The 24,338-nt window shown below is 73.8% G+C and carries 20 protein-coding genes; 13 read left to right on the top strand and 7 right to left on the bottom strand.

Annotation, left to right across the window (positions count from 1 at the left end; all coding sequences use genetic code 11):
- Window positions 1-79 precede the first annotated feature (79 nt).
- The 3 genes from AB0K10_RS13945 (at window position 80) to AB0K10_RS13935 (ending at window position 1,750) form a co-directional block, all read left to right on the top strand.
- Window positions 80-505, top strand: coding sequence for a DUF350 domain-containing protein (locus AB0K10_RS13945; RefSeq protein ID WP_363683225.1), 426 nt, complete (start codon window positions 80-82; stop codon window positions 503-505).
- A gap of 47 nt (window positions 506-552) precedes the next feature.
- Entirely contained in the window at window positions 553-1,245 is a 693-nt protein-coding gene (locus AB0K10_RS13940) for a WYL domain-containing protein (protein ID WP_363683223.1), read from the top strand.
- A gap of 127 nt (window positions 1,246-1,372) precedes the next feature.
- On the top strand, window positions 1,373-1,750 hold the full coding sequence (locus AB0K10_RS13935) for a VOC family protein (protein ID WP_363683221.1): 378 nt from the start codon (window positions 1,373-1,375) through the stop codon (window positions 1,748-1,750).
- Between the two features lie 174 nt (window positions 1,751-1,924).
- Here the strand turns inward: AB0K10_RS13935 and AB0K10_RS13930 are convergent, their stop codons facing one another.
- Entirely contained in the window at window positions 1,925-2,383 is a 459-nt protein-coding gene (locus tag AB0K10_RS13930; RefSeq protein WP_363683219.1) for a hypothetical protein, read from the bottom strand.
- A 185-nt stretch (window positions 2,384-2,568) separates the two neighbouring features.
- Between AB0K10_RS13930 and AB0K10_RS13925 the strand changes: the two genes are divergently transcribed.
- A complete protein-coding gene (locus tag AB0K10_RS13925; protein WP_363683217.1) occupies window positions 2,569-3,453 on the top strand; it encodes a virginiamycin B lyase in 885 nt (294 codons plus the stop codon).
- A gap of 123 nt (window positions 3,454-3,576) precedes the next feature.
- Here the strand turns inward: AB0K10_RS13925 and AB0K10_RS13920 are convergent, their stop codons facing one another.
- Window positions 3,577-4,512 (bottom strand): LD-carboxypeptidase, encoded by a 936-nt coding sequence (locus tag AB0K10_RS13920; RefSeq protein WP_363683215.1) that lies wholly within the window; start codon window positions 4,510-4,512, stop codon window positions 3,577-3,579.
- 201 nt (window positions 4,513-4,713) lie between these two features.
- Between AB0K10_RS13920 and AB0K10_RS13915 the strand changes: the two genes are divergently transcribed.
- The 5 genes from AB0K10_RS13915 to mptB (AB0K10_RS13895) are packed head-to-tail and all read left to right on the top strand — an operon-like array spanning window position 4,714 to window position 13,149.
- The gene (locus AB0K10_RS13915; RefSeq protein WP_363683213.1) at window positions 4,714-5,481 is read left to right on the top strand and encodes a type 1 glutamine amidotransferase; all 768 of its coding nucleotides are present in this window, start codon (window positions 4,714-4,716) and stop codon (window positions 5,479-5,481) included.
- Window positions 5,481-8,585 (top strand): bifunctional [glutamine synthetase] adenylyltransferase/[glutamine synthetase]-adenylyl-L-tyrosine phosphorylase, encoded by a 3,105-nt coding sequence (locus AB0K10_RS13910; protein WP_363683211.1) that lies wholly within the window; start codon window positions 5,481-5,483, stop codon window positions 8,583-8,585. Before AB0K10_RS13915 ends, AB0K10_RS13910 begins: the two co-directional genes overlap by 1 nt.
- Window positions 8,578-10,197 (top strand): hypothetical protein, encoded by a 1,620-nt coding sequence (locus AB0K10_RS13905; protein WP_363683209.1) that lies wholly within the window; start codon window positions 8,578-8,580, stop codon window positions 10,195-10,197. Before AB0K10_RS13910 ends, AB0K10_RS13905 begins: the two co-directional genes overlap by 8 nt.
- Window positions 10,198-10,243: 46 nt before the next feature.
- Window positions 10,244-11,644: a polyprenol phosphomannose-dependent alpha 1,6 mannosyltransferase MptB gene (gene mptB / locus AB0K10_RS13900; RefSeq protein ID WP_363683207.1), complete on the top strand. Its 1,401-nt coding sequence runs from the start codon at window positions 10,244-10,246 to the stop codon at window positions 11,642-11,644.
- A gap of 14 nt (window positions 11,645-11,658) precedes the next feature.
- A complete protein-coding gene (mptB, locus tag AB0K10_RS13895; RefSeq protein ID WP_363683205.1) occupies window positions 11,659-13,149 on the top strand; it encodes a polyprenol phosphomannose-dependent alpha 1,6 mannosyltransferase MptB in 1,491 nt (496 codons plus the stop codon).
- A 72-nt stretch (window positions 13,150-13,221) separates the two neighbouring features.
- Here the strand turns inward: mptB (AB0K10_RS13895) and AB0K10_RS13890 are convergent, their stop codons facing one another.
- The 3 genes from AB0K10_RS13890 to glnA form a co-directional block, all read right to left on the bottom strand.
- The gene (locus tag AB0K10_RS13890; RefSeq protein ID WP_363683203.1) at window positions 13,222-14,196 is read right to left on the bottom strand and encodes a hypothetical protein; all 975 of its coding nucleotides are present in this window, start codon (window positions 14,194-14,196) and stop codon (window positions 13,222-13,224) included.
- Complete coding sequence (locus AB0K10_RS13885; RefSeq protein ID WP_363683201.1) at window positions 14,193-14,558, bottom strand: helix-turn-helix transcriptional regulator; 366 nt, start codon at window positions 14,556-14,558, stop codon at window positions 14,193-14,195. Before AB0K10_RS13885 ends, AB0K10_RS13890 begins: the two co-directional genes overlap by 4 nt.
- Before the next feature lie 143 nt (window positions 14,559-14,701).
- A complete protein-coding gene (gene glnA, locus AB0K10_RS13880) occupies window positions 14,702-16,126 on the bottom strand; it encodes a type I glutamate--ammonia ligase (protein ID WP_266244590.1) in 1,425 nt (474 codons plus the stop codon).
- A gap of 261 nt (window positions 16,127-16,387) precedes the next feature.
- Between glnA and AB0K10_RS13875 the strand changes: the two genes are divergently transcribed.
- A complete protein-coding gene (locus AB0K10_RS13875) occupies window positions 16,388-16,786 on the top strand; it encodes an RDD family protein (RefSeq protein WP_363683199.1) in 399 nt (132 codons plus the stop codon).
- A gap of 588 nt (window positions 16,787-17,374) precedes the next feature.
- On the opposite strand, the gene AB0K10_RS13870 is transcribed toward AB0K10_RS13875, so the two are convergent.
- Window positions 17,375-18,061 carry a DUF4191 domain-containing protein gene (locus tag AB0K10_RS13870; protein ID WP_363683197.1) on the bottom strand — a complete coding sequence of 229 codons (687 nt, stop codon included), beginning with the start codon at window positions 18,059-18,061 and terminating at the stop codon, window positions 17,375-17,377.
- Between the two features lie 206 nt (window positions 18,062-18,267).
- Here AB0K10_RS13870 and AB0K10_RS13865 point away from each other — a divergent pair, with 206 nt between their 5' ends.
- Both AB0K10_RS13865 and AB0K10_RS13860 read left to right on the top strand, forming a co-directional pair.
- Window positions 18,268-18,438 (top strand): hypothetical protein, encoded by a 171-nt coding sequence (locus tag AB0K10_RS13865; RefSeq protein WP_363683195.1) that lies wholly within the window; start codon window positions 18,268-18,270, stop codon window positions 18,436-18,438.
- Between the two features lie 206 nt (window positions 18,439-18,644).
- Window positions 18,645-21,536, top strand: a complete 2,892-nt coding sequence (locus tag AB0K10_RS13860; RefSeq protein ID WP_363683193.1) for an AAA family ATPase — start codon at window positions 18,645-18,647, stop codon at window positions 21,534-21,536.
- Window positions 21,537-21,596: 60 nt separating this feature from the next.
- Here AB0K10_RS13860 and lipA read toward each other — a convergent pair whose 3' ends face one another.
- Window positions 21,597-22,619: a lipoyl synthase gene (gene lipA, locus AB0K10_RS13855; protein ID WP_363683629.1), complete on the bottom strand. Its 1,023-nt coding sequence runs from the start codon at window positions 22,617-22,619 to the stop codon at window positions 21,597-21,599.
- 412 nt (window positions 22,620-23,031) lie between these two features.
- Here lipA and aspS point away from each other — a divergent pair, with 412 nt between their 5' ends.
- Window positions 23,032-24,318, top strand: a complete 1,287-nt coding sequence (aspS, locus tag AB0K10_RS13850; protein ID WP_363683191.1) for an aspartate--tRNA(Asn) ligase — start codon at window positions 23,032-23,034, stop codon at window positions 24,316-24,318.
- The last annotated feature ends 20 nt before the right edge of the window (window positions 24,319-24,338 follow it).

The following is a 24,338-nucleotide window of genomic DNA, read 5'->3' as shown; positions in this document are numbered from 1 at the left end:
CTGACGCGGTGGCGCGCTGCCGCTATCGTCTCGATCACCGCGCCGGTACCCCTCCGGGCGGAGAGTCGGGAGGCAGTCGGTGCTGGAGGACCTGCTCAGCGGTGCCTGGCAGAGCGTCGTGTTCGGTGTCGTGGGCGTCGGGCTCATGGCGGCCGGGTTCGGGCTTGTCGACCTGCTCACCCCGGGCCGATTGCGGGACCTGATCTGGGTCGAGCGCAACACCAACGCGGGGTTGCTGCTCGCCGCCAACCAGCTCGGCATCGCCGGGATCGTCTTCACGGCGATCCTGACCAGCTACAGCGACTTCGGCCGTGGGCTGGCCTCCACTGTGCTGTTCGGGCTGGTCGGGCTGGCCATCATGGCGCTGGCCTTCGTCGTGCTCGACCTGCTCACCCCCGGCAAGCTCGGTGAGGTCATCTGCTCGCCCGAGCCGCACCCGGCCGCCCGGGTCAGCGCCGCCACGCACTTCGGCGCGGCACTGATCGTCTGCGCCTGCATCGCCTGAGCCCGGCCCGCTGCGGGGCGTCGTACCCCGACCGTAGCGTGCGGGGCATGAACCGCACGGACCGGCTCTACGCCCTGGTCGAGGAGTTGCGGGCGGTGTCGCCCCGGCCGCGCAGCGCGCGTTGGCTGGCCGCCCACTTCGAGGTGAGCAGCCGGACCATCGAGCGGGACATCGGCGCGCTCCAGGAGGCCGGCGTGCCGATCTGGGCCGAGCCCGGGCGCACCGGCGGCTACGTCCTGGACCGCAGCCGCACGCTGCCGCCTGTCAACCTGACCGCGGCCGAGGCGGTGGCGATGGCCGTCGCGCTGCACCGGCTCGCCGGGACCCCGTTCGCCGGGCCGGGGGCCAGCGCGCTGCGCAAGCTGGTGGCGGTGCTGCCGGCCGCCGACGCCGCCGAGGCGCACCGCCTGGCCGGCCGGGTGCACCTGATCGGCGACGGGCCGGCCACGCCCGTCCCGGCCACCGTCGCCGACGCGGTCACCGCGCGGCGGGTGCTGCGCATCCGGTACGCCGACCGCGCCGGCACCGACTCGATGCGCGACGTCGAGCCGCTGGGCTACCTCGGCAACCCTCGACACTGGTATCTGCTCGCCTGGTGCCGGCTGCGCGACGAGCTGCGCTGCTTCCGTACCGACCGAATCGCCGACGTCCGGGCGCTGCCCGAGGTGGTGGTCCGGGAGCTCCGCCTGACGGATCTCGACATCCCCCACGAACGCGTCCGCCCGCTGAGCCTCGTCTGAGCCGGGTCAGGCACGCGCCGATCTCCGTCGGGTGATCCGGAAACACCGACAGGACGCTGTCGCGGGCGGCCCCGAAACTGCTCTGGACGACGGCGAAACGCCGTCCCGGCAACTCTGGAGGCAGCACGTGTCCACGACGCCCATCACCTGGTTCGAGATCGGCACCGACCGGCCGGAGGAGGCGGAACGTTTTTACGGCGAGCTGTTCGGCTGGACCTTCGAGGAGGAGGGCGCGGGTAGTGGCGGGTCCTACCGCGTGACCGGGGCCGGCGGTGACACCGGGATCGGCGGGGCGATCCGAGCGACCGACGGGACGTCCCCGAACTACGCGGTGTTCTACGCCGAGGTCGACGACGTGGCGGAGACCTGCCGGCGAGCCGAGGCAGCAGGGGGCAGGGTGTTGGTGCCGGCGCGGACCGCCCCGAGCGGGCTCACGCTCGCCCACCTGCTCGACCCGACGGGAAATCGCCTCGGCGTCTTCGCACCCCCACCCGCCCAGGGCTGACCCTCCGGCCTTTCCCGGCCCGGCTGATGATCGACTCGCTTTCCATGAAGTCGCGGTGTCCGAGTGCGTGGGATACCGCGACTTCACGGAAGTTGAGTGGATCATGCCGCGGCGGCCCCCGGCCTGTGTCGGCCCTGGGCTGTGCTGGCCGGGGCCGGGGGCGGGCCCGCCGGATTACTTGCCGGGCGTACCTTCGCCGTGGGGGGCGCCGGGCCCGCGGTGGCCGCCGGCGCCGGGGAAGACGCCTGCCTCGACGGCCTTGGTGATGGCGTCGGCCTGCTCCTGGGTGAGCTTGCCGTCCTTGACCGCCTGGTCCAGTCGTTCCTTGAGCGCGGCCTGCCGGTCCGCGGCGGACGGGCGCGCCGGACGATCGGCGGGCCGGTGCTGCTCGCGGACCTTCTCCAGCGCGGCCGTCACCTTGTCGGTGGGGACGCCCAGCTCCTTGGCGAGCGCCTCGGCGAACTCACCCTGCCGGTCGGCCTGCACTCCGGGAGCGGGGGCGGTGTTGCCGCTCGGGGCCGGCGTCGGGCTGTCCGCGGCGAACGCGATCGTCGGGGCGGCGATCCCCACGCCGAGGACACCAGCGGTGGCCAGGCCGGCCAGCAGGTGCTTCCTACGGATGGTGCGGGACATGCTGTCCTCCAGAAGGTCGGTGGTGCGGCGATTCGTCCTCGACAGTGACCGGCAATCCTGGGCGCGACCCGTGGCGACCCTGTCAGCGAGCTGGCAATCGAGGCTGGCGCTCGGTGAAATCGGTTGTGTCGTCGTTGGTTGGGCCGTCAGGGTTGGTGGTCGCCAACGAAGGGACTTACCGCGAGATGACAGTCGAGATTCGGGAGATTCCGCTCGTCGGGCCGGACGCCGGCCCGTACGGCATCACTGTTGGGCCCGACGGCGCGTTGTGGCTGACGCTGGTCCAGGCCGGCGGCATCGCCCGCCTGGGATCCGACGGTGCGGTCCGGACCTACCCGTTGGAGCCGGCCGGCGGCCGCCCGTTGATCATCACGACGGGGTCGGACGGCGCGCTCTGGTTCACCCGGTCCGGGGACGACCGGATCGGTCGGCTCACCGCCGACGGCGAGCAGCGCACTATCGCCCTGGCGGCCGGCACCGGGCCGGGCGGCATCGCGGCCGGGCCCGACGGCGCGCTCTGGTACGCCGGGATGACCTCCGACACGATCGGCCGGGTGGACACCGACGGCACGGTCACCGGATTTCCGCTGCCGGTGACCGGCGGATTCGCCTCGATGATCACCAGCGGCCCGGACCAGGCTCTCTGGTTCACCCTCAACCAGGCGAACGCGATCGGCCGGATCGACCTCGCCGGCACGGTGACGGTGCACCCGCTGCCCACCGCGAATGCCGGCCCGGTCGGCATCACCCTCGGCGGCGACGGCGCGATCTGGTTCGTGGAGATCGGCGCCGGTCAGCTCGGTCGGATCACCCCGGACGGCCGGATCACCGAGCTCCCGCTGCCGGACCGGGCGGCCCGCCCACACGCAATCGTGGCCGACCCGGCCGGCGGCGCGTGGTTCACCGAGTGGGGTGCCAACCGGATCGGTCACATCGACCCCACCGGACGGATCGAGGGCCACGACCTGCCCACAGCCAACGCCGAACCCCACGGCATCACGGTGACCCCCGAGGGCATCTGGGCCGCCCTGGAAATCGGCGCAGTAGCCCACCTAACCCCACCCACCTAACCCCACCCCCCTCTGACCCGGCGGCGATCATGAAGTTATTGCCGCGACACGCCGTGGCGAGTGACAACAACTTCATGATCAACGGCGTCCAGAGGCGGGCAGGGGGAGGGGGCGGGGCGGGGGTTACTGGACGGCGGGGGAGACCGTCAAGGTTCCGGTGTCGGTGTCCAGGGTTGCCCGGGTGCCCACCGGGACGGTCAGCTGGTCGGGGCCGTGGCCGATGGGGAGGCCGCCGAGGACCGGTACGCCCAGGTCGTCGAGGCGCTCGCCGAGCACGTCGACGATCGTGGTGTCCCAGCCGTCACCGCAGTCGGTGAACTGCCCGACCGCCACCCCGGCCAGCCCGTCCAGCGCGCCGGCCCGGCGCAGGTGGGTGAGCATCCGGTCGACCTTGTACGGGGGCTCCTGCACGTCCTCGATCAACAGCACCGCACCGGTCAGATCGGGCAGGTCCGGCGTGCCGATCGACGCGGCGATCAGGCACAGGTTGCCGCCCAGCAGGGTGCCGGTGGCGCGACCCGGCACACGGACGCCGAAGGTCTCCTCGGTGGGCACCGCCTCGACGGTCACCGGCTCGGTGGTCATCAGCGCCGCGTGCAGGGACTCGGCGGAGCGCAGCGACGTCCGCTCGTCCCGCCAGGCGGCCCCCGGCCCGTGCACGCCGGCCAGCCGGGCGCCCCGCCACAGGGCGAGCTGCAACGCGGTGATGTCCGAGAAGCCGGCGACCACCTTCGGGTCGCGGCGGACGGCGGCCATGTCGATGGCGTCCACGATCCGCTGGGCGCCGTACCCGCCTCGGGTGCAGATCACGCCGCGCACCTGCGGGTCGGCGAACGCCGCGTTCAGGTCGGCGGCCCGCAGGTCGTCGGTGCCGGCGAGGTAGCCGTGGCGGGCGTACGCGTTCGGCGCCGGCACCGGCCGCAGGCCCCACCCGGTGAGCAACTCCATGCCCCGCGCGACCCGCTCCGGCGAGGTCGGCCCGGACGGCGACACCAGCAGCACCGTGTCCCCGGGGCGCAGGGCGGGCGGGCGGACGACTGCGGAATCCTCGCTGATCACAACCGCAGAGCCTAACGAGCCCCGAACGCCGGCCGTCGACGCCGGCGCACGCACCGGCCGCGAACGCCGACACGCCCGCCCGGCCGCGAATCGTCGGTGCACGGGCCCGGCCGCGACCGTCGGCGTACGGGTGGGAGCGTCCGAGCGACGCGGACCGTGGCGGGGCGTGGCGCTGTGGGACGTACCGGCTAGCCTCGACGCGTGGCAACCGCGCTGGTGATCGAGAACGACCCGACGGACGACGCACGCCGGCTGGGCGAGTGGCTGACCGAAGCTGGGCTGGAGCTGCGGGTGGTCCGCCCGCACGCCGGCGAGGAACTCCCCGCCGACCTGGAGGGGTACGCGGCGCTTGTGGTGCTCGGCGGCGACCAGCAGGCGTACCCGCTGCCGGACGGCTCGCCGGGCGCACAGTGGTTCCCGGCCGTGGAGGGGTTGCTGCGCAAGGCGGTCCGGTACCGGGTGCCCACCCTGGCCGTCTGCCTGGGCGCGCAGTTGCTCGCCACCGCGCACGCCGGGCTGGTCGAGCGGAGCCCGTCCGGGCCGGAGATCGGGCCCGGCGTGGTCGGTCGGCGGGACGCCGCCGAGGGCGACCCGCTGTTCCGGTACGTGCCGCTGATCCCGGACGTGCTTCAGTGGCACTCCGACGAGATCACCGAGCTGCCCCGGGGTGCCACCCTGCTGGCGGCCTCCACCCGCTATCCGCACCAGGCGTTCCGGCTCGGCGACCGGGCCTGGGGGCTGCAGTTCCACATCGAGTGCGACACCGCGATGATCGCCCACTGGGCCACCGACTCGGCCCAGCTCGCCGAACTGGGCTACGACCCGGAGCTGGTCGTGGCGGCGTGCGACGCGGTGATGGTCGACGTCGAGGAGGTCTGGCAGCCGTTCGCCGCCCGGTTCGCGGCGCTGGCCCTCGGCGAGCTGGACGACAGCACGACGCGGCGTGGCCTGCCGCTGCTCGGGCACTGATGGGCCGGCCGACGAGGGCACCGGGCCGGCTCGCCCGCTACGGCTTCGGCGTCGCAGACGGCGACGGTGGAGCCCGCGCCGCCGACCTTCTCGGCCCGGACGGGCTGGGCCTCTGGCAGCCTGTCGAACAGGAGCCGGTCGACGACACCGCCGCGGAGCTGCTCGCCGCGCTGTCCCGGGCCGCCGACCCGGATCTGGCGCTCCGCCAACTGCATCGCGTCGTCGAGGCCGAACGCCGGGCACACGCCGGCAGCACCGCAGCCGGGGGCGGCACGACGGCCGGCGCGACCGCCGGCACCGCGGCCAGCACGACCGGCGGCACGACGGCCGGCGCGAGCAACGGCTCGCCGCTGATCGCCGAGCTGCACGCCGATCCCGGACTGCGGCGTCGGCTGATCGCCGTCCTGGGCGCGTCGTCGGCACTCGGTGATCACCTGGTGGCCAACCCGGAGCACTGTCTGGCGCTGCGCACCGCCCCGGACGGGCTCGCGCCGATCGCCGAGGGTCGCCTGGAACCGGCAGGCGACGGCAACCCGGTGGCGGTGCTGCGGGCCGCGTACCGGCTGGCGTTGCTGCGGATCGCGGCGGCCGACCTCACCGGCGGCCGGGCCCTGGAGCAGACCATGGCGGCGCTGTCGGCGCTTGCCGACGCGACGCTCGCCGCGGCGTACGAGATCGCCGTCGACGAGCTGGCCGAGGGCACCGAGCGACCCCGGCTGGCAGTGGTGGCGATGGGCAAGTGCGGCGGCGGCGAGTTGAACTACGTCAGCGACGTCGACGTGATCTTCGTGGCGGCCGAGGATGCCGACCTGCCCGCCGCGACAGTGGTGGCGGCCCGGCTGATCAACATCTGCGGGCTGGTCGCCTGGCCGGTGGACGCCGCGCTGCGGCCCGAAGGTAACCGGGGGCCGCTGGTGCGTACCCTCGCCAGCCACCTGGCCTACTACCGGCGGTGGGCGCGCACCTGGGAGTTCCAGGCGCTGCTCAAGGCCCGTCCGGCCGCCGGTGACCTGCCGCTGGCCCAGGAGTGGATCGACCAGCTCGCTCCGCTGGTGTGGCGGGCCGCCGAACGACCCGAGGCGGTCGAGGACGTCCGCGCCATGCGCCGCCGGATCATCGACAACGTCCCGCCGAAGGAGTTGGAACGCGAGATCAAGCGCGGTCCCGGTGGGCTGCGCGACATCGAGTTCGCCGTCCAGCTCCTGCAACTCGTGCACGGCCGCGGCGACGAGACGCTGCGGGCGCCGGGCACCATCCCGGCGCTGCGCGCGCTTGTCGCCGGCGGCTACGTCGGCCGCGCCGACGGCGAGTCGCTGCTGCGCGGCTACCGCTTCCTGCGCAGCGTCGAGCACCGGCTCCAGTTGCAGGCCCTGCGCCGTACGCACACCGTGCCCACCGAGCCGTCCGCGCTGCGCTGGCTGGCCGCCGCGCTGGGTTTCACGGCCACGCCGGGACGCAGCGCCGTGGAGAGCTTCCGGGCCGAGTGGGTCACCCACGCCACCGAGGTACGCCGGCTGCACGCCAAGCTGCTCTACCGGCCGCTGCTGGAGTCGGTGGCCCGGGTGCCTGCCGACGGGCTGCGGCTCACCCCGGAGGCGGCCCGGCACCGGTTGGAGATCCTCGGCTTCGCCGACCCGGCCGGGGCGCTGCGTCACCTCCAGGCGCTCACCGGCGGGGTGAGCCGCACGGCAGCCATCCAGCGGACACTGCTGCCGGTGTTGCTGAGCGAGTTCGCCGACGCGCCGGAGCCGGACCGGGGGCTGCTCAACTACCGCAAGGTCTCCGACAAGCTGGGCAGCACCCCCTGGTATCTGCGGCTGCTGCGTGACGGCGGTCCCGTCGCCCGGCGGCTGGCCCGGGTCCTGGCCCTCTCCCGGTACGTCGCCGACCTGCTCGCCCGCGACCCCGAGGCGCTGCGGCTGCTGGCCGAGGAGAACGAGATGGTGCCACGCCCCCGCGAGATCCTGCGGGAGGGTTTCCTGGCGGCGGCGGCCCGACACACCGACCCGGTCGAGGCGACAAGCGCGGTGCGGGCGCTGCGCCGCCGGGAACTGGTCCGGGTGGCCTGCGCAGACGTGCTCTGCCGCGCGGGCGCGCTCGCCCCCACCCCGACCCGGCCGGACGGCACGAACCGGCCGGCCCCGGGCCTGGCCGACATCACCGAGATCGGTACGGCGCTCTCCGACGTCACCGACGCCACTCTCGCCGCCGCGCTGCGTGCCGCCCGGGCCAGCCAGCCGGCCCCGGAGGGGCTGCGGTTCGCGGTGATCGGGATGGGCCGGTTGGGCGGGTACGAGTCGAACTACCTCTCCGACGCCGACGTGCTCTTCGTCTACGACCCGCCCGCCGGGGCCAGCGAGAGCGCCGCCAGCGCCGCCGCGCACGCGATCGCCGAGGAGCTGCGTCGACTGCTCGGGGTGCCCGCGCCCGACCCGCCGCTCGGCGTCGACGCCGACCTGCGTCCGGAGGGCCGGCAGGGGCCGCTGGTGCGCAGCCTCGCCGCGTACGCGCAGTACTACGCCCGCTGGTCGCGGGTGTGGGAGGCGCAGGCGCTGCTGCGCGCCCGGTTCGTCTGCGGTGACGCCGACCTGGGCGCCGAGTTCGAGGCGATGATCGAGCCGGTGCGCTACCCGGCAGAAGGGCTGACCCGCGAGCAGGTCGTGGAGATCCGCCGGATCAAGGCCCGGGTGGAGACCGAGCGGCTGCCGCGCGGCGCGGACCCGGCCACCCACACCAAGCTGGGCCGGGGCGGGCTGGCCGACGTGGAGTGGGCGGTCCAACTCGTCCAGCTCCGGCACGCCGGCGCGGTTCCGGCGCTGCGCGGCACGCGTACCCTCGATGCCCTCGCGGCGGCCGAGCGGGCCGGCCTGATCGACCCGGCGGACGCCGCGGAGATGGCCGCCGGCTGGTCCCTGGCCGCGCAGGTCCGCAACGCGCTGATGCTGGTCCGGGGCCGGCCCGGTGACCAACTGCCCCGGCACGGGGTGGAGCTGGCCGGGGTGGTCCGGCTGCTCGGCCGCGACGACCCGGGGGAGTTCCTCGACGAGTACCTGCGCACCGGTCGGCGCTCCCGCGCCGCGACGGAACGGGTCCTGAATGCCTGACGCGTCGACCCGCCCGGCCACGCGGTCCCCGCAGGCGGCCTGGGCGGCGGCGACCGGGGCCGCGCTCGTGCTCGCCGTCGCGTTCCTGCTCGCGCCGCGGATGGGCACGGACCTCGCAGCCCAGGTGGCCCGCGCCGAGTTCGCCGACCGGTACGGTGCCACGCCGCTCGACCTCGGCTGGTACGGCGGCGTCAACCAATACGGCTACAGCCTCTTCACCGCGCGGTTGGGTGCGCTGATCGGGGTGCGTCCGCTGGGCGCGGTCGCCGCCGTGGTCGGCGCTGCCGCGCTGGGTTGGCTGTTCACCCGTAACCGGGCCCGTCGGCCGCTGCTGGCCGGCGTCCTCGGCGCCGTGGTGCTGGTCGGAAACCTGGCGAGCGGTCGCATCACCTTCGCGGTGGGGTTGGCGTTCGGGCTGCTGGCGCTCTGCGCGGTAAGCGTGGACCGCCCGTCGCGCTGGGTCCGGTTGACGCTCGCCGCAGTCTGCGCGGCCCTGGCGACCGCGGCGAGCCCGGTCGCCGGTCTGTTCACCGGCCTGGCCGGCGCGGCGTTGCTGCTGTCCGCGCTGCGCACCGGTGGCGGACCGGGCCGCCCACTACCGCGGGGCTTGCGGGCGGAACGACCACTGGGGGAGGGGTTCGTCCTGGCCGTGGCGCCCGCCGCCACCCTCGCCCCGCTCGCATTCCTCTTCGGCAACGGCGGCACCCAGCCGTACTCGGCAGAGTCGATGCGGATCAACGTCGCGCTCGCGGTGCTGGTGGTGGCGGTGCTGCCACGCCGACGTCGGGTGTTGCGCATCGGGGCGGCGCTCACGGTGCTGCTCCTGGTCGGGGCCTACTACGTCCCCAGCCCGATCGGGTCCAATGCGCTACGACTGCCGATGCTGTTCGCCCTGCCCGTGCTGGCCGGGTACGCGCCGCTGCCCGGCACGTGGCTTGCCGGGCTGCTCGCTGCGACGGTCTGGTGGCAGTCCCCGGTGATGCTGAGCGACGTCACCCGGGCCGGCGCCGCCGAGAGCGCCCCGGCGTTCCACCGCCCGCTCGTCGCGGAACTCGACCGACGGCAGCCCGTCGGGCGGGTCGAGGTGGTGCCCCTGCGGGACCACTGGGAATCCGCGTACCTTCCACCTACCGTGCCGCTGGCCCGTGGCTGGGAACGCCAGGTCGACAGCGACCGCAACGCGCTGTTCTACGACGGCACCCTGAACGCGCAGACGTACGAGCAGTGGCTACGTCACGAGGCGGTGACCTACGTGGCACTCGCGAACACTCCCGCCGACCGGTGGGGGCGCGACGAGGCCGCGCTGATCCGCACCGGCCTGCCGTACCTGCGCGAGGTCTGGCGCGACAAGACCTGGCAGATGTACGCGGTGGTCGACCCGACACCACTGGTGGGTACTCCAGGACAGCTCGTCGCCGCCGACCGGGGCATGGTCCGGCTCACTGCCGTGCCCGGTGACGTGCCGGTTCGGGTGCGCTGGTCGCGCTGGTTAACCCTGAACGGCCCGAAGGGCTGTCTGCGCCCCGGCGCGGACGGATGGACCGAGCTGCGGGTCCGCGAGGCCGGCGACTACTCGATCACCAGCGGGCTCAAGCCGGCGAACCACTGCTGACTGCCTGCCGTCGGCGCTCCGCCGACCTGCTGGCAGCATGTCGGGCGTGCCTTCCCACCTCGCGCGCTGGACCGGCCTGGCCGGCTCGACGCTGCTCGCGTTCTCCGCCTTTCTCGGCGGCGCGTTCCCCAGCGGCCCCCTGCGCAGCACCCCGGTCAGCATCTGGCAGGGGCCTGACGGCCCGCTGATCCTTGCCGCCTGGGCGGTCGGCACCGGCCTGATGGCCTACGCCTGGTGGGCGTTGCGCGACGGGGGACCCTCGACACGGTGGGCCCTCGTCACCGTCGGGCTCTGGCTGCTGCCACTGCTGATCGCGCCGCCCTTCGGCAGCCGCGACGTGTACGCCTACGCCTGCCAGGGCGCCAGCTTCGTCGGCGGCATCAGCCCGTACGAGCAGGGCGTCTCCGCGCTGCCCTGCCCCTGGCTGGACTCGGTCTCGGTCATCTGGCGCGACACCCCGGCGCCGTACGGGCCGCTGTTCGTGCTGATCGCGGGCGCCGTGGTGAAGGCCACCGGATCGCTGACCGCCAGCATCGTGCTGTTCCGCGCGCTGTCGCTGGTCGGCGTGCTGTTCACCGCGTGGGCCTTACCGGTGTTGGCCCGGCGGGCCGGTGTGCCGGCGAAGCGGGCGGTGTGGCTGGCGTTGGGGTCCCCGCTGGTCGCCGCGCACCTGATCGGTGGTCCCCACAACGACGTGCTGATGCTCGCCGCGCTGGTCGGCGGGCTGGCCGTGGTGGCGGCACACCCGGGTCGGCGGGGCCTGCTGCTGATCGGCGGTCTGCTCCTCGGCGTCGCCGTGGCGATCAAGGTGACCGCGGTGGTGGTGGTGCCGTTCGCCGCGCTGGCGGCCACCGCCGGGCCGTACCGGCTTCGGACGCTGATCCGCGACGGCGGCTGGGTGGTCGGCGGCGCGGTCGCCACCGTGGTCGGTGTGACCGTCGCCGGTGGGCTGGACTTCGGCTGGGTCGGCGGCCTGTCCCAGGGCGGCGCCGCCATCGCCTGGACATCCCCGTCGACCGCTGTCGGGCAGACGGTCGGTTACCTGGCGGCGCTGTTCGGCGGTCACATCGACGCGTTGCCGCTGACTCGCGGGATCGCCGTGGTCCTCCTGGCCGTACTGCTTGTCTGGCTGTGGTGGCGCGCCCGCACCCGCGACCCGCTGTATCACGCCGGCCTGGCGCTCACCCTCACCGTCGCGCTCGCCCCCGTGGTGCACCCCTGGTACTGGACCTGGCCGCTGTTCGTGCTGGCGGCCACCGCACAGCGGACCAGATGGTTCATCGTGGTCGCGCTTGTCGCGTCGTTCCTGGTGCTGCCGGACGGCACCGGCCTGCCCCGGTACACCAAGACGGTCGGGGCGCCGCTGATGACGCTGTTGGTGATCGTGCTGGTCATCCGGTTGGTACGGTCGGCTCGGGCGGCCCGTCAGCCGGTCGCCGCCGACTGAGGGAAGGTGCGCCGGTGACCGCTCCCGGCCCGCCGCCGCCCGATCCGCCGCTGCGGACGGCAGCCGCCGCCCGGTATGCGGGACTGGCCGGCGCGGTCCTGCTCACCGTTGCCGGATATCTCGGTGGGGCGCTGCCCGGCGCCCCGCTGGGCGCGACGCCGGTGTCGATCTGGCGAGCCCCGAACGGCCCGGCCACGTTGATCTGCTGGCTCATCGGCACGGCGCTGCTGGTCGGGGCCTGGTGGTCACTGCGCGCCGGTGCGCCGTCGGGCCGGTGGGCGTACGTCACCGCCGGGCTGTGGGTGCTGCCGCTGCTTGTCGCGCCGCCGCTGGGCAGCCGGGACGTCTACTCGTACGCCTGTCAGGGCTGGACGTACGCGCACGGCGTCGACCCGTACGCGGTTGCGGTGGCGGCGGCCGGCTGCCCGTGGGTGGACGCGGTGGCGCCGATCTGGCGGGACACGCCCGCTCCGTACGGGCCGGCCTTCGTGCTGCTCGCGGCGCTCGCCGTGGGTGTGGGTGGTGGGCTCACCGGCACGGTCGTGGCGCTGCGGGTCATCGCCGTGGCGGGGCTGCTGCTGGCCGCGCTCTGCCTGCCCGGCCTCGCGCGGGCGGCCGGCGTGCCGACCCGGCGGGCCGCCTGGTTGGCGTTGGCCGCCCCGGTGATCGGCGTGCACCTGGTGGGCGGGGCGCACAACGACGCCGTGATGCTGGGCCTGCTGCTGTGTGGGCTGCTGGTGGTGATCCGCCGACCGGGTCGACCGGCGGCGCTGCTCGTCGCGGGTGCGCTGCTCGGCCTGGCGGTCACGGTGAAGGCCACCGCCGTGGTGGTGACGCCGTTCGCCGCGCTGGCGGCGGTGCACGGTCGGCACACCGTACGGGCGCTGCTGCGCGACGGCGGCGCTCTGGCCGGCGGGCTGCTGGCCGCGCTGCTGGTCACGTCGGCGCTGTCCGGTCTCGGGTTCGGCTGGGTGGGCGGGCTGACCCGCAGCGGAGACTCCGAGCAGTGGACGTCACCGCCGACCGCCGTCGGCCTCGTGGTGGACTACGCCGGCGCGCTGGTCGGGCGGGATCCGCACGCGGTGCCTGTGGTCCGGGCGGTGGCGCTGCTGCTGCTCGCGGCCGTGGTGGTGGTCCTGTGGTGCAGGGCCTGGCGGGCCCTGCGGGCCTCGGGTGATCCGGCCTCGGTCCGCGCCCGGGTCACGCTGCACGGCGCCGGCCTGGCCCTGGCCGCCACGGTGGCCCTGTCCCCGGTCTTCCATCCCTGGTACGCGACCTGGCCGCTGGCGCTGCTCGCGCTCACCGCCACCCGGACCACGTGGTTCGTGCTGCCGACGGCGGTGGCCTTCCTCGCCCTGCCCGACGGCACGAATCTCGCGCGCTTCACCAAGGCCCCCGGCGCCCTGGCGATGACCGCCCTGCTCCTGACCGCGCTCATCCTCCCGGTCTGGCACCGACAGAAGCGCCCGCCCGCTGCTCAAGATCCCGCTCGAACATGGTTGTAGTGGCCTCGTCGTGGCGCCGAGGCCACTACATCCAGGATCGAGCACGATCATCCGGGGTGTGCGCGCGGGCGGTCAGCGGTGGGTGTTCCAGGTCGGGCCGGGGGTGGAGGTGCGCACCAGCCGGGCGCGTGCGGCGAGTGCCACCGGCAGCAGGGCGGGGCCGACCAGTGCGACCAGGCCAGCCGTCACGGCCAGCGCCGTCCAGCTCGGAGCGAACGCGGCCGGCACGCCGTCCGCCGCCCCGGCCAGCGGGTGCAGGGCCAGCAGACCCACCGGGGTGAGCAGGATCAGAGTCGCCCAGACACCCCGGAGGTCGCCGCGCAGCGCCAGTCCGACGGCGAGCAGCACCGCCACCACGAGCATCGCCACGGCGGCGCTCTGCAACATCACCGCACTATCCGAGCGGTAGGTCCAGGCGAAACTGTCCCACGCCGAGCTCACCGCGAATGCCAGGCCGGCGACGGCGGCGACCAGCGGCATCACCCGCAGCGACACCGGCCGATCGCCGGATACGCCGAGCGCCACCAGACCCAGTCCGACCTGGGGGAGCAGCACGAACAGCGGCGGGCGGGGCAGACCGGTGAGCGCGGCGGCGGGAACGAGCGCGACCGTGAGGAGCAGTGCCGCCGCGACCGCGCGTCGATGCCACCGGCCGGGTGTCAGCGCCTGCGCCACCGCGGCGAGCAGCCAGCCGACCCACGTCACCATGCCGAGCGACACGAACGGCCCGACCGACGGCTCACCGAAGCCCGGCGGAGCGGGGCGCAGTTCGAGAACCGTCCACATGCCGGCGAGCGTGCTGGCGGTGAGCAGGGCCACGGCGGCCGCGAGGCGTACACCCGGCATCAGGTCTGTTGCTCCGGCGGCGCGGATCCGCTGGCGGAGCCCGCCGCGCAGGAGGTCCGCGGCGTCCGCGAGGGAGGGCCAGCGGCGACCCGGCGCGGCCAGGTCCAGGTAGGTGCCGACGATCTCGGCGCCGCGGGAACGCCGGTACTCGGCGGGGTACGCGCGCAGCAGGCGCAGGTAGCGGCGCTCCAGGTCGGTCATGCGAGCCCTCCGGCGAGGCGCGGGGTCGCCGGTCGGGCGGCGCGAGCCCGTGCGGCCAGCCGGGCGGCGGCGGCCTCGACGTTGCGCCGGAGCCGCTCCGTCTCGGCGGTCAGCGTGGCGTCGCCGGCGGGGGAGAGCCGGTAGTAGCGGCGCAGCCGCCCGTCCACCACCTCCTCCCGGTCGACCTCGACGAGGCCGGCGTCGACAAGCCGGTCGAGCGCGCCGTAGAGGGTGCCCGGGCGGAGCGTCACCCGCCCGTCGGACAGGGCGGTGACCTCGCCGATCAGCCCGTAGCCGTGCAGCGGCTCGCCGGCGAGCGCGGTGAGGATGAGGAACGTGGGTTCCCGCAGTGGTGTGTCCATGCCGGTCAATATAACGGACGCGAAGGTATGTCGGTGGCCGGTAGGTCAGCGTGGCGGGCCGGAAGAACGGCCGGGCCGGCCCCGCGCGTACGCGGAGCCGGCCCGGCCGGTGATCGGTGACTGCTCAGCAGTCGAAGGCTGCGTCAGCAGTCGTAGTACATGGCGAACTCGTGCGGGGTCGGGCGCAGGCGCACCGGGTCGACCTCGTTGGCGCGCTTCCAGTCGACCCAGGTGGAGATCAGGTCGGGGGTGAAGACACCGCCGTCGAGCAGGTAGTCGTGGTCGGCCTCGAGGGAGTCGAGCACGGCCGGCAGCGAGCCCGGCACCTGCTTGACGTCGCCCCACTCCTCCGGCGGGAGGTCGTAGAGGTCCTTGTCGATAGGCGTCGGCGGCTCGATCTTGCTCTTGATGCCGTCGAGGCCGGCCATCATCATGGCCGAGAAGGCCAGGTAGACGTTTGCCGACGGGTCCGGAACGCGGAACTCGACGCGCTTGGCCTTCGCGTTGCTGCCGGTCACCGGGATGCGGGTGCAGGCGGAGCGGTTGCGCTGCGAGTAGACCAGGTTGACCGGCGCCTCGTAACCGGGCACCAGGCGACGGTACGAGTTGACCGTCGGGTTGGTGAACGCCAGCAGCGACGGCGCGTGGTGCAGCAGACCGCCGATGTACCAGCGGGCCATGTCGGACAGGCCGGCGTAGCCGGTCTCGTCGTAGAACAGCGGCTCACCGTTGAGCCAGAGGCTCTGGTGGGTGTGCATGCCGGAGCCGTTGTCACCGAAGAGCGGCTTGGGCATGAAGGTCGCGGTCTTGCCGTTGGCCCAGGCCTCGTTCTTCACGATGTACTTGAAGAGCTGGAGCTGGTCACCTGCGTGCAGCAGGGTGGAGAACCGGTAGTTGATCTCGGACTGGCCGGCGGTGCCCACCTCGTGGTGCGAGCGCTCCACGTTGAAGCCGGTGTCGACGAGCCGGCGCACGATCGAGTCACGTAGGTCGGCGTAGTGGTCGACCGGCGGAACCGGGAAGTAGCCGCCCTTGTACGCGGTCTTGTAACCGAGGTTGCCGCCCGCCTCATCGCGGCCGGTGTTCCACGCGCCCTCGATCGAGTCGATGTAGTAGAACGACTGGTGCGCCGAGGTCTCGTGGCGGATCGAGTCGAAGATGTAGAACTCCGCCTCGGCGCCGAAGTAGGCGGTGTCGGCGATGCCGCTGGCCGCGAGGTACGCCTCGGCCTTCTTCGCGACGTTGCGCGGGTCGCGGCTGTAGGCCTCGCGGGTGAACGGGTCGTGGATGAAGAAGTTGAGCGCGAGGGTCTTCTGCGCCCGGAACGGGTCGATGAACGCGGTGGCGACATCCGGGAGCAGGAGCATGTCCGACTCGTGGATCGCCTGGAAACCGCGGATCGACGAACCGTCGAACGCGAGGCCGTCGGTGAAGAGGTCGTCGTTGACGGACTCGACCGGCAGGTTGAAGTGCTGCATCACGCCGGGCAGGTCACAGAATCGAACGTCGACGAACTTCACGTCCTCGTTCTTGAGGTATCGCAGCAGTTCCTCGGGATTGGCGAACACACATCCTCCTGGCACGTCCACGGGGTGGCTAGGCTTCTGGCGACGCTAGGGCCGGGGGGTTGCCCGGCCATGTCTCCGGTGTTTCTGCCGTGTTACGTCCCTCGCGGAGCGTCAGCGACGCTCCTGTCCACGCACTCAGGCTGCGCAAACGTCGTATCGGCTGTTCCATTGTAATGACAGTTGATGCCATTCGCCCGAATCGGCACGCACCGGTGACGGCGCTCCGAGGCTCCGATCGGGTCGCGGATACCCTTGATCGCTGTGACCAGTCCGCACGTCCCGGCAGCGCCGGCCACCGATCCCACCTTCGCCCCGCCGAGCCTCGGTAGGCGCTTCGGCGCGCTGATCATCGACTGGGTGCTCTGCCTGCTGGTGGCCAACATCTTCGCCGATCCGGTACGCGACGGCTGGGCGCCCGTGCTGGTGCTGATCCTGGAGTACGGCATCTTCCTCGGCCTGTTCGCCCAGACGCCGGGCATGTACATCACCAAGATCCGCTGCGTGAACTGGCACGACGGGGGCCGGATCGGCCTGCCCCGCGCGCTGGCCCGGGGCGTGCTGCTGGCGCTCGTCGTTCCCGCGCTGATCATGGACGAGCACCGTCGTGGCGTGCACGACCGCCTCGTCGACTCGGTCATCGTCGACGCCCCCCGAGGCTGAGTCCCGTCCCGCCGGTCCCCAAGGCACTCCCGCGCCCTCGGCCCCTCCGTCCCCGGCCACCGCCCGAGGCAACGGCCTTGCCACGCCCGCCGCCGCCCCGCCGCGCCCGCGCGCCCGCCGTCCCGCCGCGCCCGCCGCGCCCGCCGTCCCGCCGCGCCCGCGCGCCCGCCGTCCCGCCGCCCCGCCCGCCCAAGATCGCCCTCGAACCAGGATGTAGGGGTGTCCCAGCGTCTTGAGGCCACTAGATCCTGGATCGAGCACGATCTTGACCGGCGACGGGGTGCGGAAGCCCGCGCTCCGGCGGCCCACACGCCCGCATGCGGGCAAGATCCAGGCAACTTCGGGGATGTTGCTGCCTCCGGCGCGTCTGAGGCAGCAACATCCCCGAAGTTGTGAGGATCTTGGTGCGGCGTGCGGCGTGCGGCGTGCGGCGTGCGGCGTGCGGCGTGCGGCGTGCGGCGTGCGGCGTGCGGCGTCCTGACCAGCGAGCCGACCGACGACGCGGGGTGTGCGGCGTGCGGCGTGCGGGACGCGGACGGGAAAGAGCCGGACCCGTGTGGGTCCGGCTCTTCACGCGTACACCTGGGGTCAGCGGCCCCGCGACTGGCGGAAGGCGCCCGGCGGCCGCATGTTCTTCGGGATCGCGCCCTTGGGCATCTGCGGACGGGCGGTGAGCGCCTTGAGTCGCTTGTCCAGCGCGTTGACGTCCTTGCCGCTGAGCGAACGGGGCAGCCGCAGCAGCGTCGTGCGCAGTTTGCGGATGGGCAGTTCGCCCTCGTCCTGGCCGATCACGTAGTCGTGCAGCGGGGCGGAGCCGATCACCTTGGACAGCCGCCGCTTCTCCTGCCCGAGCAGGCCACGCACCCGCTGCGGGTTGCCCTCCGCCAGCAGGATCACGCCCGGCCGGCCGATCACCAGGTGGACCATGTCCATCTGGGTGGTGGAGCTGACGGCCGGGGTGACCCGCCAGTCGCCGCGCATGTTGTCCATGATCTGCGCCGCCGCGCCGGGTTGCCCCTCGGCGGCGTTCATCATCGCCGCGTTGGACCGCAGGTTCAGCACGATCAGCACCGCGAGCAGGGCGAACAGGATGCCCAACGGCAGCCAGATCCAGCTCCAGAGGATCACCGCGACCACGGTGAGCGCGAGCGGGATGAGCACCGCCGCGGCGACCAGCGGCGCGAACCACCGATCCTGCTTGGCGGTGAACGAGAACACCATCCCGATCTGCTTCAGCCGCTGGCCGAACGAGACCTTCTCCTGGGGCTTTGCCATGCCGCAGAGTCTAGTGGTCCCCGCCGGCCCGCTTGATCCGCGTCCGGGTGCCGGCCGGCTGAGTACCTTACGTCGCCCTACCCGCCCCGATCGGGCGGGTAAGGAGGGTGCGGCAGGGGAAGATGAGGCGGTGTGCCCATGCCGGGCCGGGGCCTTCGCGCGAAGAGTCGTCAGCAGAGGACGACGACGCGACGAAGGAGCCCCACATGTTCGGCAACGACGCAGATTTCCTGCTCTCCCTGCACCGTACCCACGCCGCTGAGTTGCGTGCCGAGGCCGCGGCGGAACGACTGGCCCGGTCGGTGCCGCGCCGCGCCGGTCGAAGCTGGCTCGGCCGCCGGCAGCCGGCCCGCCGCACGGGTGACGACCGCCGGTGACCTCGACCGCCGCACCCACCGCGCGCGGCGGGCCCGGATCCGAGCCGCCGGTCGGCCGGTACGACGAACGGGGGCCCGGGTCCAGGCCGTCAGCCGGCGGACCCGAGACGCCGGCCGGCCGGCCCGGGTCCGGGGCGGCCCTGTCGTCGCGTCGCCGGTCGATCGGTGGGGCGAGTGATCCGCCCGGTCATGGCATGCTCGGATCCGTGACCATACGCGCCGCCAGTTCCGTCCTCGTCGGCCGCCAGCGTGAGATCGCGACGCTGCGGGACGCGCTGGGCCGGGCCGGCAGGGGCGAGCCGGCCACCGTGCTGGTCGGTGGCGAGGCGGGCGTGGGCAAGACCCGGCTGCTGGAGGAGTTCGCGGTCGGGGCCACCGCCGGGGGCGCCCGGGTGCTTGTCGGCCAGTGCCTGGAGCTGGGCGAGGCGGGCCTGCCGTTCGCGCCGTTCGCCGCGGCCCTACGCGCGGTGCTGCGGGCCGACGGCCCCGAGGTCTTCGCCGGCTACGAGGCGGAGTTCGCCCGCCTGCTGCCGGAGCTGGGCCGGATGCCGGCGGGGCTGGCCGCGCCGAGCGTACGGCCACTTACCGACGCCCCCCGTGGCTACCTGTTCGACCTGGTCGCCGAGCTGTTCCAGCGACTCGCCGACGCCCGGCCACTGCTGCTGATCATCGAGGACCTGCACTGGGCGGACCGCTCCACCCGCGACCTGATCGGTTTCCTGGTCCGGGCCGTACGACCGGGCCGGCTGCTGCTGGTCTGCACCTACCGCACCGACGAGTTGCAGCGTGGCCATCCGCTGCGCCCGTTCCTCGCCGAGCTGGACCGGGCACGCGGTGTCGAGCGGGTCGAGCTGGGTCGGCTGGACCGCGACGGCACCGGCGCGATCCTCGCCGACCTGCTCGGCGGCGAGCCGGCGCCCCGTGCCGTCGACGACATCCACGACCGTACGCAGGGCAACCCCTTCTTCATCGAGGAGCTGGCCGTCGCCGGCTCCCCGCTCGGCTGCGCGGCGCTGCCCGAGACGCTGCGCGACCTCCTGCTGGCCCGGGTGGACCGGTTGCCCGAGCCGGCCCAGCGGGTGCTGCGGATCGCCGCGGCCGGCGGCACCCGCTTCGCCCACGGTCTGCTCGCCGAGGTCGCCGGCCTGCCCGAGGCCGAGTTGGAGGACGCGTTGCGCGCCGCCGTCGCCGCCCAACTGGTGGTGGCCGACCACGACGGCGACTACGAGTTCCGGCACGCGCTGGTCCGCGAGGCCGTGCACGACGAGTTGCTGCCCGGTGAGCACGCCCGGCTGCACGCGCGGTTCGCCGCCGCGATCGAGACCCAGCCGCACCTGGTCGTCGCCGGCCGCGCCCCGGCCGAGATCGCCCACCACTGGCACGCGGCGCACGACCACCCCCGTGCCCTGGTCGCCGCGCGGGTCGCGGCCTGTGCCGCCGCCGACCGGTACGCCTACGCCGAGCAGCGTCGACTGCTGGAGCGGGTGTTGGAGCTGTGGGAGCTGGTGCCCGACGCGGCCGACCTGCTCGGCATGGACCACCTGGCGTTGCTGGAGCAGACCCTGGACGCGGCGGTGACGGCCGGCGACTTCAGTCGGGCCATCACGTTGACCCGCGCCGGCCTGGCCGAGGTGGACGCCGACGCCGAGCCGCTACGCGCAGCCCGCCTGCTGGACCAGCGGGGCCGACTGATGGCCCTGCTCGGCAAGAGCGACGGCAGGCGGGAGCTGGACGAGGCGTACCACCTGGCGGCCAGCGGGCCCTTCGGGGTGGAGCGCGTCCGGCTGCTGGCCGACATCGCCGCCCACCTGGTCAAGATCGATCCTGAGCAGGCGGCCCGGGTCGCCGCCGAGGCGAGCACGGACGCCGAGGCGCTCGGCGAGGAGCTGCTCCTGCTGCCCACGCGGATCGCCCTGCTCTGCCACCAGCAGCAGGGGGAACGGCTGGCCGAGTTGGGCAGGGCCGAGACCGTGGCCCAGGCAGCCGGAGACACGGCGGCTCTCGTGCTGGTCAAGGTGCTCCAGTCGGACGTGCTCTGCGAGCTGGGCCGCTACGCCGAGTCCGCGCAGGCGGCCGAGGCCGGGCTGACCGAGGCGCGGCGGGTGGGGATCGGCCGCTCGACCGGGGCGTACCTGCTGTCCAACCGGGCCGAGGCGCTCATCGCGCTGGGTCGGTGGGACGAGGCCGAGAAGGTCTGCGCGGAGGCCGCCCGCATCGACCTGTCCGGCGTCACCGGGCTGCACTGGCTGCAGTTGGGCGCCGGTCTGCGGCTGGCGCGGGCGCACCCGGGCGCCGACGAGATGGTCGACCGGGCGTTGGCCTTCCTTGGCCGGCCCTACCTGTGGCCGAACCACCGACTACCCCTGCACGAGCTGGGCATCGAGGCGGCACTGGCCGCCGACGACAAGATCGAGGCCGTACGCGCGGCCCGCGTCGCGGTGGCCGACGACAGCCTGCCGCACCTGCCCCGCGAGGGTTGGCCGGTGCTGAGCGCCGGGGCGCGTACCGCCGCCCGGGTGGGTGACGGGGAGCTGGCCGCCGCCGTCGCGGCGCTCGCGGCCGACCTACCGACGCGGCACCCGGCCGCGCGGGCGCACGCCGCCCAGGTCAGCGCCCTGCTGGCGGCCGACGACGAGGCGTTGCCGGCGTGGCGGGCGGCGGTGCGGGCGTGGCGCACCGACGGGCAGCCGTACCCGCTCGGCCGGGCGTTGCTGGCGCTGGCCGAGGCTGCCGCCGCAGCCGGCGAGCGGGACGAGGTGTCGGCGGCGGTCACCGAGGCCGCGGAGATCGCCCGGCTGCTCGGCGCGACGCCGCTGGCCGAGACGGCAGCCACCCTGGCGCGGCGGGTAGGCCTGCGCGGCACGGGCGGTGGCGGGGCCGGGGCCGATCTGCTGACATCGCGGGAACGGGAGGTGCTGCGGCTGGTCGCCGAGGGGCACAGCAACAGCCGGATCGCCGAGCGGTTGTTCATCTCCCCGAAGACGGCAAGCGTGCACGTCTCCCGCATCATCGCCAAGCTGGATGTGACCAACCGCGGGGAGGCCGCCGCGCTGGCCCACCGTCTCGGCCTGCTCGCCGAGCCCGCCGCCGGGCTCTGACGCCAGCGGGCCCGAGGTCACCTCACGTGGCCTCCGGGCCCGGGTGGCGCTGTCGGCGGGTCAGCCGGCGGGAACGACAGGCGTGGCGGCGCGGGCGTCGAGCGCCTGCTTGTAGAGCCGGCCGGCCCGGTACGACGAACGCACCAGCGGCCCGCTCATCACCCCGGCGAAGCCGATCTCCTCGGCCTCCTCGCGCAGCTCCACGAACTCCTCCGGCTTGACCCAGCGGGTCACCGGGTGGTGCCGGGGGGAGGGGCGCAGGTACTGCGTGATGGTGATCAGCTCGCAGCCCGCCTCGTGCAGGTCGCGCAGCGCCTGGGAGATCTCGGCCCGCTCCTCGCCCATGCCCAGGATGAGGTTGCTCTTGGTGACCAGGCTGTCGGCGCGGGCCTGCCGGATCACGTCCAGCGACCGGTCGTAGCGGAACGCCGGCCGGATGCGCTTGAAGATGCGCGGCACGGTCTCCACGTTGTGGGCCAGCACCTCGGGGCGGGAGCCGAAGACCTCGGCCAGCTGCTCGGGGACGGCGTTGAAGTCGGGGATCAGCAGCTCGACGCCGCAGCCGGGCTGCAGGGCGTGGATCTGCCGGACGGTCTCCGCGTACAGCCAGGCGCCGCCGTCGGGCAGGTCGTCGCGGGCGACGCCGGTGATGGTGGCGTAGCGCAGCCCCATCGAGACGACCGACTCGGCGACCCGGCGCGGCTCGTCGGCATCGAACTCGGCCGGCTTGCCGGTGTCGATCTGGCAGAAGTCGCAGCGCCGCGTGCACTGGTCGCCGCCGATGAGGAAGGTGGCCTCGCGGTCTTCCCAGCACTCGTAGATGTTGGGGCAGCCGGCCTCCTGGCACACGGTGTGCAGCCCTTCGCGCGTGACGAGCCCGCGCAGCTGGGTGTACTCCGGACCCATCTTGGCCTTGACCTTGATCCACGGCGGTTTGCGCTCGATCGGCGTCTCGGCGTTGCGCGCCTCGATCCGCAGCAGGCGACGCCCCTCGGGGGCGGCCGTTGCGGTACGCGCTGCCTGACCGGTCGTCGGTGCGGAGTGCTCGATCGTCACGAAAACGAGCCTACGCCGGACGGCCACCATCTATGTGCGTCAGGCGACCGGCGTCACGCCCCGAACGTTGTGACGCCGGACACCGGCAAGCCGAAAATTGGCGTCACACGGACGGGGCGCGGGTGTTACCGTCGCCGCCAACAGCGACGACGGAACCGAGTAGTGCCCCGACCCGCCAGTGCAGAGAGCCGCCGGTGCTGAGAGGCGGTCTGGCGACGGGTGCGCGAAGACCCTCCCGAGCTGCGGGAAGAACGGCTGAGAAGCCCAGTAGAGCCCGCCCGGCTGGCCCCGGTCATCAGGCGACGAACGAGGTTCCCGCTCCGGCGGGGACGAAGGTGTGGTGGCACCGCGAGGTTCCCGCTCGCCCACACCTCCCTGGGGCTGATGCGATGTCGCCGCCCCGGTGGCGGCGTCGCGATCGACCGAGGAGCAGCCCGCCATGCAACGAACCCTGTCCCAGCACCTGCCCGCCCACGTCGGCGAAACCGTGCGGATCGCCGGCTGGGTACACCGCCGCCGCCTGCTCAAGTCGGTGGCCTTCCTGATCGTGCGGGACGCCGCCGGCCTGGCCCAGGTGGTCGTCACCGACCCGGCCGTCCGTGCCGAGCTGGAGAAACTCACCGAGGAGACGGTCGTCGAGGTCACCGCGACGGTCACGTCGAACGGCACCGCGCCCGCCGGGGTCGAGCTGACCGACCCGACGGTACGTCCCCTCGGCCCGCTCGCCGTGCCGCCGCCGTTCGACCTGTACCGGCCGGCGCTCACCGCGAGCCTGCCGACCCAGCTCGACAACGCCCCGACGGCCCTGCGCCACCCGAGGAGATCCGCCGCGCTGCGCGTCTCGGCGGCGGCGGTGGCCGGGTTCCGGGCCGCCCTCGACGCCCGGGACTTCGTGGAGATCCACACTCCGAAGGTGGTCAGCTCGTCCACCGAGAGCGGGGCGAACGTCTTCGCGCTGGACTGGTTCGGCCGGCCCGCGTACCTGGCGCAGTCGCCGCAGTTCTACAAGCAGTTGATGGTCGGCGTCTTCGAACGGGTCTACGAGGTGGGGCCGGTCTTCCGGGCCGAGCCGCACGACACCGTCCGGCATCTGGCGCAGTACACGTCGCTCGACGCGGAGCTGGGCTTCGTCGCCGACCACTCCGACGTGATGCGGGTGCTGCGCGACACGCTGGCCGGGATGCTGGGCACGGTGGGTGAGCGGGCCGGTGGTGCCCTGGCGACGCTCGGCGTCACGCCGCCGCAGGTGCCGGCGGAGATCCCGGCGGTGCACTTCAGCGAGGCGTTGACGATCGCCGGGGCGCCCGCCGACGAGCCGGACCTCGCGCCCGCCCACGAACGGGCGCTGGGCGAGTGGGCCCTCCGCGAACACGCCTCCGACTTCCTCTTCGTCACCGGCTACCCGATGGCGAAACGGCCGTTCTACACCCACCCCGACCCGGCGCGGCCGGCGTACTCGAATGGCTTTGACCTGCTCTTTCGCGGTGTCGAGCTGGTCACTGGCGGGCAGCGGCTGCACCGGCACGCCGACTACCTGGCGGCGCTCGCCGCCCGGGGTGAGCCCGTCGAGCCGTACGCCGGTTATCTGGACGCGTTCCGGCACGGCATGCCGCCGCACGGTGGCTTCGCCATCGGCCTGGAGCGGTTCGTCGCCCGCCTGGTCGGCGCGGCGAACGTCCGGGAGGTCACCGCGTTCCCGCGCGACCTGCACCGCCTGACCCCGTAGGAGGACACGGGCCGGCGTCG

It is taken from the genome of Micromonospora sp. NPDC049274 (assembly GCF_040678875.1).
GTDB lineage: Bacteria > Actinomycetota > Actinomycetes > Mycobacteriales > Micromonosporaceae > Micromonospora.
This window is presented reverse-complemented; position numbering and strand designations above follow the sequence as displayed.